This is a genomic window from Micromonospora sp. NPDC049204 (assembly GCF_040647935.1).
Classification (GTDB): Bacteria; Actinomycetota; Actinomycetes; order Mycobacteriales; family Micromonosporaceae; genus Micromonospora.
Window position 1 is genome coordinate 251,625 of record NZ_JBEZDC010000002.1, and the last position, 12,918, is coordinate 264,542.

The following is a 12,918-nucleotide window of genomic DNA, read 5'->3' on the forward strand; positions in this document are numbered from 1 at the left end:
GCCTCGCGGCTAGCATGGCCGCGGAAGTGTCCGCCGTCCCGACGGGAGCCACGTCGTGCCCCAGCCCCACCTTCGTACCGTCGTCGTACTCGCCGCCGGTGAGGGCAAGCGGATGAAGTCGACACTGCCCAAGGTGCTGCACCCCCTGCTCGGTCGGACGCTGCTTGGTCACGTGCTGAGCGCCGCCGCGCCGTTGGCCGCGGACCGGACCGTCGTCGTGGTGGGGCACGGCGCCGACCAGGTTCGGGAGCACCTCACCGCTGTCGCTCCGGACGCCACGCCCGTGCTCCAGGCCGAGCAGCTCGGCACCGGACACGCCGTGCGGATCGCGCTGGAGGCCGTCCCGGACGGCGCCGGCACGGTTGTGGTGATCAACGGGGACGTGCCGCTGCTGCGTCCCGAGACGGTCGGCGCGCTGGTGACCGCGCACGAGGAGGCGGCTGCGGCGGCCACCGTGCTGGCCGCCGAGGTGCCCGACCCGACCGGGCTCGGGCGGATCGTCCGGGACGCGGACGGCCGCCTGGAGCAGATCGTCGAGGAGCGCGACGCGGACGCGACACAGCGCGCGATCCGGGAGATCAACGCCGGCATCTACGCGTTCGACGCGGTGCGGCTGCGCGAGGCGCTGAGCAAGCTCTCCACCGACAACGACCAGGGCGAGGAGTACCTGACCGACGTCTTCGGCCTGCTCCGTTCCGCGGGTGAGCCGGTCGCTGTGCACATGGCCGTCGACCACGTCGAGACGTTGGGCTGCAACGACCGGGTGGAGTTGGCGGCGCTGCGCCGGCTGCTGCGCGACCGGGTCAACGAGGTGTGGATGCGTACCGGGGTGAGCCTGCTCGACCCGGTGACCACCTGGATCGACGTGACGGTGGCCCTGGACCGCGACGCGGTGGTCGACCAGAACACCCAGTTGCGTGGCGCGACGGTGGTCGGTGCGGGCGCGTCGATCGGGCCGGACGTCACGCTTGTCGACACGATCGTCGGCCCCGGCGCGTCGGTGGTCCGCAGCCACGCCGTCGGCGCCGAGGTCGGCGCGGGCGCCAGCGTCGGGCCGTACGCGTACCTGCGGCCCGCCGCGCGGCTCGCCGACAAGGCGAAGGTCGGCACGTTCGTCGAGGTGAAGAACTCCGAGATCGGCGCCGGCTCGAAGGTGCCGCACCTGACGTACGTGGGTGACGCGACGATCGGCGAGCAGACCAACATCGGCGCGGCGTCGGTCTTCGTCAACTACGACGGGGTCAACAAGCACCGCACGGTGATCGGCAGCCACGCCCGGACGGGCGCGGACAACATGTTCGTGGCGCCGGTCGAGGTGGGCGACGGCGCGTACACGGCGGCCGGCTCGGTGATCGTGGACGACGTGCCGGCGGGCGCGATGGGTGTCGCCCGGGCGCGCCAGCGCAACATCGAGGGCTGGGTGGCGAAGCGGCGGGCCGGTACGCCGGCGGCCGAGGCCGCGCAGCGGGCCGGCGACGCGAAGGGTGCGCGGCGTTCCGGCGACGCGAAGGGTGCGTCGGAGGGGGCCGGCGCCGCAAGCGACAGTGAGGCAATGCACGGGGTGACCGAGACGGTGGGCGGCACATCCGGCGCGGGAGATACTGCAACCGAATAGTCCCCGACCCACCACCACCGGGTCGGGTACCGCCGACAAAACGGGAGCAGACGGGCCCATGGGCAGCATCGTCGCCGAAAACCGCAAAAGCCTGATGCTCTTTTCCGGACGTGGCTTTCCGGAGTTGGCCAAGGAGATCGGCGAGGTGCTCGGCGTCGCGCCGACGCCGGCCGACGCCTACGAGTTCGCCAACGGCGAGATCTTCGTACGGTTCAAGGACTCGGTGCGTGGGTCGGACGCCTTCGTGGTGCAGTCCGTCACGCACGGGGTGAACACCTGGGTCATGGAGACCCTGATCATGGTGGACGCGCTGAAGCGGGGGTCGGCCAAGCGGATCACCGTGGTGCTGCCGTTCTACCCGTACGCCCGGCAGGACAAGAAGCACCGCGGCCGGGAGCCGATCTCGGCCCGGCTGGTGGCGGACCTGTTGAAGACCGCGGGCGCCAACCGCATCCTCACCGTCGACCTGCACACCGCACAGATCCAGGGCTTCTTCGACGGCCCGGTGGACCACCTCTTCGCGATGGACATCCTGGCCGAGTACGTGGAGCACAAGTACGCCGGCCGGCCGATGACAGTGGTGGCACCGGACTCGGGCCGGGTGCGGGTGGCCGAGCGGTGGACCGACCGGCTGGGCGGTTGCCCGCTCGCGTTCATCCACAAGACCCGCGACCCGATGAAGCCGAACCAGGTCGTGGCGAACCGGGTGGTCGGCGAGGTGGAGGGCCGGGTCTGCCTGATCGTCGACGACATGATCGACACCGGTGGCACGATCGCCAAGGCCGCGGACATCCTCAAGGAGTCGGGGGCGGCGGAGATCGTGGTCGCCTCCACCCACGCGCTGCTGTCGGACCCGGCCACGGAGCGCCTGAAGAACAGCTCGATCAGCGAGATCGTGGTGACCAACACGTTGCCGCTGCCGCCGGAGAAGCAGTTGGACAAGCTGACCGTGCTGTCGATCGCGCCGCTGCTGGCGCGGGCGATCCGGGAGGTCTTCGACGACGGGTCGGTGACCACCCTCTTCGGTGGCCTGAGCTGAGGGGTGCGCCCCGTTTCGTCATTCGACGCGCCGACGGGTACAAAGCTGGCAGTCTGGTGGGAAACGGGGCTGGCACGCCGATGGGAACGCCGTCGACGCGCCGGTCTGGAGCCGTGAACGGGGACTGCCGGAAACCCTGGAAACAGCTCGGGTAGACTGGTGCGGTTGCCACGGCGAGGGTGCCCGGCGGGCCGCTGAAAAGCGCCGCACGGAGGCACCGTCATCGACGCGGTGCTCCGGGCAGTCGTTCATGACGCATGAGCCCCAGCGAGCCCCTCGCCCCAGCACCGCAAGACGACAAGCCGCCGCAGCGAAAAGCATCAGGAGTTTCCCCGTGTCCGAGGTAAAGATCAGCGCCGAGCCCCGCACCGAGTTCGGCAAGGGTGGTGCCCGCCGTACCCGCCGGGCCGGCTTGGTGCCCGCCGTGCTTTACGGTCACGGCGAGAAGCCCAAGCACATCGCGCTGCCGTCGCGGGAGTTCGCCGCGGCGATCCGCAAGGGCGGTGCCAACCAGCTCTTCGCGATCGACATCACCGACGGCACCCAGGTGCTGGCGCTGCCGAAGGCGATCCAGCGGGACCCGATCCGGGACACCTTCGAGCACGTCGACCTGATCCTGGTCCGCCGGGGCGAGAAGGTCACCGTCGACGTTCCGGTGCAGCTGACCGGCGAGGCCGCCCGCGACACCCTGATCGTGCACGACCACGACACCCTCTCCGTGACCGCGGACGCCACCAAGGTTCCGGACCACCTCGAGGCGTCGATCGAGGGCCTGGAGGCGGGCAGCCAGGTCACCGCCGCCGACGTCGAGCTGCCGGCCGGCGTCGAGCTGGTCGCCGACTCGGAGCTGACCGTCGCATCGGTGACCGCTGCCCCCACCGCCGAGCAGCTCGAGGCGACGCTGCCCGAGGTCGAGGTGGCCACCGACGAGGCTGAGGCCGAGGTTGGCGAGACCACCGAGGGCTCCGAGGGTGCGGACACCGCCGAGGGCGGCGAGACCACCGAGGCGCGTACCGAGGCCTGATCAGTTCCAGCTTTGCGACAGGCGCTCCCGGACCTTCGGGGGCGCCTGTCGGCGTATCGGGTGGGATGAGCGTCGGAAGGGACGGGTCGTGACGGACGAGGCGGCGGGACCGTGGCTGGTGGTCGGCCTGGGCAACCCGGGTCGGGAGTACGCCGGGAACCGGCACAACGTGGGGTTCATGGTGGCCGACCTGCTGGCCGGGCGGTTGAGCGCGCGGTTCGGCCGGCACAAGCGGGCGGTGGCCGAGGTCGCCGAGGCGCGGCTGGGATTCGGCGGGCCGAAGCTGGTGCTGGCGAAGCCCCTGACGTACATGAATCTCTCCGGCGGGCCGGTGGCCTCCCTGGCCCAGTTCTACAAGGTGCCGACGACGCAGGTGATCGCGGTCCATGACGAGCTGGACATCGACTTCGGTCAGGTGCGGATCAAGTTCGGCGGCGGTGAGGGCGGGCACAACGGCCTGCGCTCGATGTCGAAGTCGTTGGGGACGAAGGACTACGCCCGGGTCCGGTTCGGCGTCGGCCGACCGCCGGGGCGGCAGGACCCGGCGGATTACGTGCTGTCGGATTTCGGCACGGCGGAGCGCAAGGAGCTGGATTTCCTGGTCGACCGGGCCGCCGACGTGGTGGAGTCGGTGATCGTCAAGGGCGTGGAGCCGACGCAGAACCTCTACCACGGGGGCTGAGCCGGGCGAGGCGTACCGGATCCGAAACGGTTGGCCGGTAGTCTGCGCCTTTCGGCGTGCCGCGCCTGCCGACGCGGGTCGCGGCGAATCGGTCCGTGCGGGCACGGGTCGCGGCGAGGCGACAGGAGCGGGCAGATGACCAGTCCTCCGATGATCGACGGCGCGTTCGCCCGTTGGTTGGCGTCCCGCGCGGGGCAGGCGCTGCTCGACCTGCGCGCCGAGATGGGCTTCGCCGACACTGGCGCGCTGAAGTCGGCCGGGGACAAGGTGTCGCACGACCTGATCCGCACGGAGTTGGCGAAGTGGCGGCCGGGCGACGCGGTGCTCTCCGAGGAGGACGAGGGCTCGCGGTTGGCCTGGGCAGCGGAGGTGAACGCCGGGGCGGTGTCGCGGTTGACCTCGGACCGGGTGTGGATCATCGACCCGTTGGACGGCACCCGCGAGTTCTCCGAGGAGGGCCGCTCCGACTGGGCGGTGCACGTGGCGCTCTGGGCGCGTAGCGCGCCGAGTCCACACGGGCTGGTCGCCGGGGCGGTGGGGCTGCCGGCGCAGCACCGGGTGCTGGGCACGGACTACCCGCCGGCGTACCCGCCGATGACGGTGGAGGCCGCGACGGCCGGCGAGCGGAAGATCCGCCTGGCGGCCAGCCGGAGCCGGCCGCCCGTCTTCCTGACCGACCTGGCCGAGGACGTCGGGGCGCATCTGGTGCCGATGGGCTCGGCCGGCGCGAAGATCGCTGCCGTGGTCACCGGCGAGGTGGACGCGTACATCCACGCGGGTGGGCAGTACGAGTGGGACTCGGCGGCCCCGGTGGCTGTGGCGACGGCCACCGGACTGCACGCTTCCCGGATCGATGGTTCTGCGCTGAAATACAACGAGGCGGATCCGCGCCTGCCGGACCTGCTGGTCTGTCGCAAGGATCTCGCCAACCGGTTGCTTGCAGCGCTGCAAAGACATTCCGGGTAGCCTGAGCGCACTTTCTTGACATGTCCGACCGGAAAGGTCTGGAAATCGGATGAGCGAGCGAATCGAGCCGGTGTCATGACCACCCCCGCCGCCTACCGGGTCTCCCACCTGGACGCCCTGGAGGCGGAGAGCATCTTCGTGATGCGCGAGGTGGTCGCCGAGATGGAACGCCCGGTGCTGCTCTTCTCCGGCGGCAAGGACTCGATCGTCATGCTGCGGTTGGCGCAGAAGGCGTTCGCCCCGGCCAGCATCCCCTTCCCCGTCATGCACGTCGACACCGGGCACAACTTCCCCGAGGTCCTGGAATACCGCGACCAGCGGGTCGCCGAGCTGGGGTTGCAGCTCGTGGTCGCGAGCGTGCCGGAGGCGCTGGCCAGCGGCATGGTCCGGGAGTCCGGCGACGGGATGCGCAACCGGATCCAGACGCCGGTGCTGCTGGACGCGGTAGAGAAACACCGCTTCGACGCGCTGTTCGGCGGTGCCCGCCGCGACGAGGAGAAGGCTCGGGCCAAGGAGCGGGTGTTCAGCTTCCGCGACGAGTTCGGCCAGTGGGACCCGAAGAACCAGCGGCCGGAGCTGTGGTCGCTGTACAACGGCCGCCACCACCCCGGAGAGTCGATCCGGATCTTCCCGTTGTCCAACTGGACCGAGTTGGACGTCTGGCACTACATCGCCCGGGAACGGATCCCGCTGCCCTCGATCTACTACGCGCACGAGCGCGAGGTGATCGAGCGCGACGGCATGGTCTACGCGGTGAACGAGTTCTTCCGACCCCGCGCGGGTGAGGAGCGGTTCAAGGCGCAGGTGCGCTATCGCACCGTTGGCGACGCCTCCTGCACCGCGGCGGTCCGCTCCGACGCGGACACCGTGGAGAAGGTCATCGAGGAGGTGGCGGCCACCCGGATCACCGAGCGCGGCGCCACCCGTGGTGACGACCGGGTCAGCGAGGCCGCCATGGAGGACCGCAAGCGGGAGGGCTACTTCTGATGAGCACCGAGATCGCGGCGTCCGCGGATGCGGAGGCCCGGGCTGTTACCGGGGCCGGGCCGGAGGCCCGGGCGATGGACCTGCTGCGCTTCGCGACCGCCGGCAGCGTGGACGACGGCAAGTCGACACTGATCGGTCGGCTGCTCTACGACACCAAGTCGCTCTTCACCGACCAGTTGGCCGCGGTGGAGGCGGTCAGCGCGGCCCGTGGTGACGAGTACACGAACCTGGCACTGCTCACCGACGGTCTGCGGGCCGAGCGGGAGCAGGGCATCACCATCGACGTGGCGTACCGGTACTTCGCCACCCCGCGCCGCAAGTTCATCATCGCCGACACCCCGGGGCACATCCAGTACACCCGCAACATGGTCACCGGGGCGTCGACCGCGGACCTGGCGTTGATCCTGGTGGACGCCCGCAAGGGCCTGGTCGAGCAGTCCCGCCGGCACGCGTTCCTGTGCTCGCTGCTGCGGGTGCCGCACCTGGTCCTCTGTGTCAACAAGATGGACCTGGTGGACTGGTCGCAGGAGGTCTACGAGCGGATCGCCGACGAGTTCACCGCGTTCGCCGCGAAGCTCGACGTACCGGACCTGACCGTGGTGCCGGTCTCCGCGTTGCGCGGCGACAACATCGTCACCCGCTCGGAGAACATGCCCTGGTACGAAGGCCCGTCGCTGCTGCACCACCTGGAGCGGGTGCACATCGCGAGCGACCGCAACCTGGTCGACGTCCGGTTCCCGGTGCAGTACGTGATCCGTCCGCAGTCCACCACGGTCACCGACTACCGCGGCTACGCCGGTCAGGTGGCCTCCGGCGTGCTCAAGCCGGGTGACGAGGTGATGGTGCTGCCGTCCGGCTTCACCAGCCGGATCGCCGCCGTGGAGACCGCCGACGGGCCGGTCGCGGAGGCGTTCCCGCCGATGTCGGTGACGGTACGGCTGGCCGACGAGATCGACATCTCGCGGGGTGACCTGATCTGCCGGCCGAACAACGCGCCGGCGGTGGCCCAGGACATCGAGGCGATGGTCTGCTGGATGGACGAGACGGCCCCGTTGCGGGTCGGCGGTCGGTACGCGATCAAGCACACCACCCGGTCGGCGCGGGCGATCGTGCGCGGGCTGCACTACCGGTTGGACATCAACTCGCTGCACCGCGACGAGTCGGCCGACGAACTGCGGCTCAACGAGATCGGCCGGGTGCGGCTGCGGACGACGGTGCCGCTGCTCGCCGACGAGTACCGGCGCAACCGCACCACCGGAGGCTTCGTCATCATCGACGAGGCCACCAACCGCACGGTGGGCGCCGCCATGATCGTCGAAGCCACCTAACCAAACCCACCCCAACCCACCCCAGCCCCTGTCCATCCGTCCGGTGATCAAGAGGTTTGTGTCAGTCCGAGCCCGGATTTTGACGCAAACCTCTTGATCAACCCGAGTGGGTGTGGGTGGGCAGGGTTACGGCAGGCGGGTGGCGCCGGGGGAGGGAAGGACCGTCACGGTGCCGGGGGCGGTGAAACCTCGCTCGGCGTAGGCGGCCTCGACGGCGGCGGTGACCTCGTCGGCGCGGTCGGCTTCGATCAGGGCCAGGACGCAGCCGCCGAAGCCGCCGCCGGTCATTCGGGCGCCCAGCGCGCCGGCCGCCAACGCCGCCTCGACCGCCGTGTCGATCTCCGGCACGGTGATCTCGAAGTCGTCGCGCATGGAGACGTGCGACGCGGTGAGCAGCGGGCCGATGTCGCGCACCCGGGCCGCGCGCAGCAGAGCCACCGTGTCCAGTACGCGTTGGTCCTCGGTGACAACGTGCCGGACCCGTCGGCGGGTCTCCTCGTCGTCGAGCTGAGCCAGTGCGGCGTCGAGCTGGTCGACGCCCACGTCCCGCAGCGCGGGGACGCCGAGCGCGCTGGCCCCGGCCTCGCAGGAGCGGCGGCGGGCAGCGTACTCACCGTCGGCGTGCCGGTGCGGCGCCCGACTGTCGATGACCAGCACCGCCAGCCCGGCGGCGTCCAGGTCGAACGGGATCTGCTCGACCGACTCGTCGCGGCAGTCCAGGAACAGGGCGTGCCCGGCACGGCAGCGGATCACCGCGGACTGATCCATGATCCCGGTCGGCGCGCCCACGTAGACGTTCTCCGCCCGCTGCGCCAGCCGGGGCTGTAGTTCCGCGGGCAGCTCCAGCCCACCCAGGTCGAGCAGGGCGGCCAGCACCGCCGACTCCAGTGCCGCCGAGGAGGAGAGGCCGGAGCCCAGCGGTACATCGGAGGCGATGGCCAGCCGTGCGCCCGGAACCCGGTGACCGGCCTCGCGCAGCGCCCAGACCACCCCGGCGACGTACGCGCCCCAGCCGGTCACCCGACCCGCCTCGGCGACGTCGTCCGCCCCGAAGGTGATCGTCTCGCCGGACAGCTCGGACCAGACCGTCCACTGCTCCGCGTCCTGCCGGTCGGCGGCGACGACCGTACGCAACGGCAGCGCGAAGGGCAGCACGAACCCCTCGTTGTAGTCGGTGTGCTCGCCGATCAGGTTGACCCGGCCGGGAGCCGCCCAGCGGCCGGCGGCCTGGCCGCCGTACTGCGTGGTGAAGCCGGCGGCGGCCCGGTCTTCCACGGCGCGCGTGGGGTCGGTCACGGCTGCTGCTCCAGGATGTGCGTGCGGTAGAAGGCCCAGGCGTCGCCGACCATGTCGTGCAGGGTCGGCTTCTGCGGCACCCAGCCCAGCTCGTCGCGGGCCAACGCGGAGGAGGCGACCAGCTCGGCCGGGTCTCCCTCGCGGCGCGGGGCCACCTCGACCGGCAGCGGGTGCCCGGTGACCTCGCGTACCACGTCGACGACCTGGCGGTTGGTGAAGCCGTTGCCGTTGCCCAGGTTGTAGATCCGGTGTTGCCCGCTGGGCGCCGCCCCCAGCGCCAGCAGGTGCGCGCGGGCCAGGTCGGCGACGTGGATGTAGTCGCGGACGCAGGTGCCGTCCAGGGTGGGGTAGTCGTCGCCGAAGAGCTGGAGCTTCTCCCGCCGGCCCGCGGCGACCTCCAGCGCGATCGGAATCAGGTGCGTCTCCGGGTCGTGTCGTTCGCCGAGCGCGACGTCGCCGTCGAGGTGGGCGCCCGCCACGTTGAAGTAGCGCAGCGACACGGCGGCCAGCCCGTGCGCGATCGTCTCGGAGGTGAGCACCATGTCGGCGGCGAGCTTGGTGGCGCCGTACGTGTTGGTGGGTGCCCTGACCGCGCTCTCCGGGATCGGCAGCTCGGCGGGGTTGCCGTAGACGGCGGCGGTGGAGGAGAAGACCATCCGGGGCACCCCGGCGGCCCGGACCGCGTCGATCAGGGCGAGTGTGCCGACGGTGTTGTTCTGCCAGTACAGCTCCGGCTTGACCATCGACTCGCCGGCGGCGATCAGGGCCGCGAAGTGCAGCACCCCGTCGAAGCCGGCGTCGGCGGTGAGGACGCGGGCGGCGTCGTGGATGGACGCCTCGACGTGGGTCGCGTCCGGGGCGAGCGCCTCGCGGTGCCCGGTGCGCAGGTCGTCCAGGACGACCACCTCGTGACCCGCGTCGAGCAGCATCCGGGTCACTACGCTGCCGATGAAGCCGGCCCCCCCGGTGACGAGCAGTTTCACGTCGTTGCCTCCTGCCTGGCCCGCCCGGGACGGGGCCTTCGCTGATCACCCTAGGGTGGCGGTCGGTGCCCGTACCGACGGCACCGCCATCCTCATTCCATCATAAACTCTCATGATTAAACAGACCCGAACATATGCGGTCCGCTCCGCCCGATCCCCGGTGCGGTGAGCGAACGGTGTCTACCATCTCTGTCATGCGGGAAGCGGCCCGTACCGGGCTCCGGCGACGCGTGCGGGTGCGGCCCCGCCGCGACCCCGGGCCGCTCGCCCGAGCCGTCGCCCGCGTGCTGGTCCGCACCGCCGACGGCGCCTCCCGACTCGTCACCGACCTGCTCGGCGCCGGACCGGCGGCCGGCCGGGAGCGCATCACCGAGGCCGAGTTGCGGGACCTGGTCGCGGCGAACACCGTGCTCGACCCGGACGAACGGCGGATCATCGACGAGGTCCTGGTGGCCGGCGCCAGCCTGATCCGCGAGGTGATGATGCCGCGCACCGAGGTCGTCTTCCTCCCGGCGCGGCTCACCATCGCCGAGGCCGCCCGGCTGGTCCGCGCCGAAACGCACACCCGCTACCCGGTCACCGACGGCACCCACGACGACGTGGTCGGCTTCGTGCACCTCCGGGACGTGCTGCTGCGGCCGGACGCCGACTCGTGTGCCACCGTCGGCGAACTGGCCCGGGAGGTGAAGCGACTTCCCGGAAGCAAACGGGTGCTACCCGCGCTGACCGAGATGCGCCGGGAAGGCCAGCACCTGGCCGTGGTGGTCGACGAGTACGGCGGCACCGCCGGCATCGTCACGCTGGAGGACCTCATCGAGGAGTTGATCGGCGAGATCCGCGACGAGTACGACACCACGTCGGACCCGGTGCACACCGGCCTGCCGGCCGTGGTGGACGGCCGCCTCAACCTCGCTGACTTCGCCGAACGGACCGGGGTGGCTTTACCCGCCGGGCCGTACGAGACGGTCGGCGGGTTCGTGATGGCGGCGCTGGGTCGGCTGCCGGTCACTGGCGACGAGGTGCCGGTGTCCGGTGAGTCGGCCGACGTCGGCGGGCCGGATCCGGCCGCTCCCCCGGGCGGCTGGCTGCTGCGGGTCCTCGCGCTGGACGGCCGGCGGGTGGCCCGGCTCGCGGTCTCCGCCGTCCGGGTGCCGGAACAGCAGCGCCGCGAGCAGGACACCGAGCAGCGCCGCGAGCACCGTGTCGGGCCGGCGCGGGAGACGGTGGCCGGACAGCGCCACGGGTTGCCGGACGGGCCGACGCGCCGGGTCGGTCCGGGCGCGCCACCCGAGGTCAGCACCCCGACACCGGCGGGCCACGGCCGACCCGCCGGCCCGTCATGACGGACCCGGTTGCTTGCTGACAGAATTATCGCCATGTCCGACGTTCCCGCCCGTCCCCGCGTCTTCTCCGGCATCCAGCCGACGGCCGACTCGTTCCACCTCGGCAACTATCTGGGCGCGGTGCGGCACTGGGTGGCGTTGCAGGAAACCCACGACGCGTTCTACTGCGTGGTCGACCTGCACGCCATCACCGCGGGGCACGACCCGGCGCTGCTGCGCCAACGGACCCGGGTGGCCGCCGCCCAGCTCTTCGCGGTCGGGCTCGACCCGGAGCGCAGCACCCTGTTCGTGCAGTCGCAGGTGCCCGAGCACCCGCAGTTGGCCTGGGTGCTCGGCTGCATCACCGGCTTCGGTGAGGCCAGCCGGATGACCCAGTTCAAGGACAAGTCGCAGAAGCAGGGCAACGAGCGGGCCAGCGTCGGGCTGTTCACCTACCCGGTCCTGCAGGCCGCCGACATCCTGCTCTACCAGGCCAACGCGGTGCCGGTCGGCGAGGACCAGCGCCAGCACCTGGAGCTGTCCCGGGATCTGGCCCAGCGGTTCAACTCGCTGTTCGGCCCGACGTTCACGGTGCCCGCCCCGCACATCGTCAAGGACACCGCGAAGATCACCGACCTGCAGGACCCGACGGCGAAGATGTCGAAGTCGTCGTCCTCACCGGCCGGCATCATCGACCTGTTGGACGATCCGGCGCGGTCCGCGAAGAAGATCCGGTCGGCGGTCACGGACACCGGTCGGGAGATCGTCTTCGACGCCGAGACGAAGCCGGGGGTGTCCAATCTGCTGACCATCCACTCGGCGCTCAGTGGCCGCGGCATCGACGAGTTGGTGGCCGCGTTCGCCGGCCGCGGCTACGGCGACCTGAAGAAGGAGTTGGCCGAGGTGGTGGCGGAGTTCGTCCGTCCCGTCCAGGAGCGCACCCGCGCGTACCTCGACGACCCGGCCCAGTTGGACAAGCTGCTCGCCGCCGGCGCGGAGAAGGCCCGCGCGGTGGCGGCGGCGACCCTACGGTCCACGTACGAGCGGGTCGGGTTCTTCCCGCCCGTGCGCGGCGAGTAGCTCCGCGGGACAGATGAACGGGTCGGTGGCCGGAGGGGCGGCGCGAAGCGTGGATCGCAGTGGCGGGGTGCCGCCGACCGGCGACACCATCCAGATCGGCATCGCGGTGGACATTCCCGAGCCCTGGGGTGCCCAGCTCACCAGGCGCCGGGTCGAGGCCGGCGACCCACTCGCGGTGCCCGCGCACGTGACGTTGCTCGGGCCGACCGAGATCCAGACGACGAGCCTGCCCGCCGTCGAGCGGCACCTGGCCGCCGTCGCCGCCACGCACCTGCCGTTCGCGCTGCACCTGCGGGGCACCGGTACGTTCCGTCCGGTCACCCAGGTGGTGTTCGTCGCGGTGGCAGCCGGCATCAGCGAGTGTGAGTTGCTGGCCGCCGCCATCACCTCGACGCCGGACCTACACCGCAAGGCCCGCTTCCCGTACCATCCGCACGTCACCGTGGCGCAGGACGTGGCACCGGAGACACTGGACCGGGTGTACGAGGATCTGGCCGACTTCTCCGCGATGTTCGAGGTCGACGCGTTCACTCTCTTCTCGCACAGCGGGGAGGCCCGGTGGCAGCCGCGTCGGGACTTCCGCCTCGGCACCTGAA

General features: G+C 71.2%; 11 protein-coding genes and 1 pseudogene. 10 read left to right on the top strand and 2 right to left on the bottom strand.

Going from position 1 to position 12,918, the window contains the following annotated elements; translation table 11 throughout:
- Positions 1-55 precede the first annotated feature (55 nt).
- The 7 genes from glmU to AB0A90_RS04220 all read left to right on the top strand — a co-directional run bounded on the left by glmU (position 56) and on the right by AB0A90_RS04220 (position 7,641).
- Entirely contained in the window at positions 56-1,615 is a 1,560-nt protein-coding gene (glmU, locus tag AB0A90_RS04190) for a bifunctional UDP-N-acetylglucosamine diphosphorylase/glucosamine-1-phosphate N-acetyltransferase GlmU (protein ID WP_357241371.1), read from the top strand.
- A 58-nt stretch (positions 1,616-1,673) separates the two neighbouring features.
- Positions 1,674-2,654: a ribose-phosphate diphosphokinase gene (locus AB0A90_RS04195; RefSeq protein ID WP_030329105.1), complete on the top strand. Its 981-nt coding sequence runs from the start codon at positions 1,674-1,676 to the stop codon at positions 2,652-2,654.
- Between the two features lie 334 nt (positions 2,655-2,988).
- Positions 2,989-3,678 (top strand): 50S ribosomal protein L25/general stress protein Ctc, encoded by a 690-nt coding sequence (locus tag AB0A90_RS04200; protein ID WP_357241374.1) that lies wholly within the window; start codon positions 2,989-2,991, stop codon positions 3,676-3,678.
- A gap of 88 nt (positions 3,679-3,766) precedes the next feature.
- Positions 3,767-4,360 (top strand): aminoacyl-tRNA hydrolase, encoded by a 594-nt coding sequence (pth, locus tag AB0A90_RS04205; RefSeq protein ID WP_357241377.1) that lies wholly within the window; start codon positions 3,767-3,769, stop codon positions 4,358-4,360.
- Positions 4,361-4,495: 135 nt separating this feature from the next.
- Positions 4,496-5,326, top strand: a complete 831-nt coding sequence (locus AB0A90_RS04210) for an inositol monophosphatase family protein (RefSeq protein ID WP_357241380.1) — start codon at positions 4,496-4,498, stop codon at positions 5,324-5,326.
- A gap of 75 nt (positions 5,327-5,401) precedes the next feature.
- On the top strand, positions 5,402-6,313 hold the full coding sequence (gene cysD / locus AB0A90_RS04215; protein WP_357241383.1) for a sulfate adenylyltransferase subunit CysD: 912 nt from the start codon (positions 5,402-5,404) through the stop codon (positions 6,311-6,313).
- A gap of 74 nt (positions 6,314-6,387) precedes the next feature.
- The gene (locus AB0A90_RS04220) at positions 6,388-7,641 is read left to right on the top strand and encodes a GTP-binding protein (protein ID WP_357242358.1); all 1,254 of its coding nucleotides are present in this window, start codon (positions 6,388-6,390) and stop codon (positions 7,639-7,641) included.
- A gap of 126 nt (positions 7,642-7,767) precedes the next feature.
- Here the strand turns inward: AB0A90_RS04220 and galK are convergent, their stop codons facing one another.
- Complete coding sequence (gene galK, locus AB0A90_RS04225) at positions 7,768-8,937, bottom strand: galactokinase (protein ID WP_357241386.1); 1,170 nt, start codon at positions 8,935-8,937, stop codon at positions 7,768-7,770.
- A complete protein-coding gene (galE, locus tag AB0A90_RS04230) occupies positions 8,934-9,866 on the bottom strand; it encodes a UDP-glucose 4-epimerase GalE (RefSeq protein ID WP_357242361.1) in 933 nt (310 codons plus the stop codon). Before galE ends, galK begins: the two co-directional genes overlap by 4 nt.
- 248 nt (positions 9,867-10,114) lie before the next feature.
- Between galE and AB0A90_RS04235 the strand changes: the two are divergent.
- The 3 genes and pseudogenes from AB0A90_RS04235 to AB0A90_RS04245 all read left to right on the top strand — a co-directional run.
- A pseudogene (locus AB0A90_RS04235) lies at positions 10,115-11,092 on the top strand (hemolysin family protein); the annotation flags it as partial.
- Between the two features lie 204 nt (positions 11,093-11,296).
- Complete coding sequence (trpS, locus tag AB0A90_RS04240; protein ID WP_357241389.1) at positions 11,297-12,322, top strand: tryptophan--tRNA ligase; 1,026 nt, start codon at positions 11,297-11,299, stop codon at positions 12,320-12,322.
- 13 nt (positions 12,323-12,335) lie between these two features.
- A complete protein-coding gene (locus tag AB0A90_RS04245; protein WP_357241392.1) occupies positions 12,336-12,917 on the top strand; it encodes a 2'-5' RNA ligase family protein in 582 nt (193 codons plus the stop codon).
- Position 12,918 lies beyond the last annotated feature (1 nt).

Excerpts from the sequence above, each read along its gene's own strand:
- AB0A90_RS04195 (WP_030329105.1), top strand. The coding sequence starts at position 1,674 with ATGGGCAGCATCGTCGCCGAAAACCGCAAAAGCCTGATGCTCTTTTCC.
- AB0A90_RS04210 (WP_357241380.1), top strand. The coding sequence starts at position 4,496 with ATGACCAGTCCTCCGATGATCGACGGCGCGTTCGCCCGTTGGTTGGCG.
- cysD (WP_357241383.1), top strand. The coding sequence starts at position 5,402 with ATGACCACCCCCGCCGCCTACCGGGTCTCCCACCTGGACGCCCTGGAG.
- AB0A90_RS04220 (WP_357242358.1), top strand. The coding sequence starts at position 6,388 with ATGGACCTGCTGCGCTTCGCGACCGCCGGCAGCGTGGACGACGGCAAG.
- galE (WP_357242361.1), bottom strand. The coding sequence starts at position 9,866 with ATGCTGCTCGACGCGGGTCACGAGGTGGTCGTCCTGGACGACCTGCGC.
- trpS (WP_357241389.1), top strand. The coding sequence starts at position 11,297 with ATGTCCGACGTTCCCGCCCGTCCCCGCGTCTTCTCCGGCATCCAGCCG.
- AB0A90_RS04245 (WP_357241392.1), top strand. The coding sequence starts at position 12,336 with ATGAACGGGTCGGTGGCCGGAGGGGCGGCGCGAAGCGTGGATCGCAGT.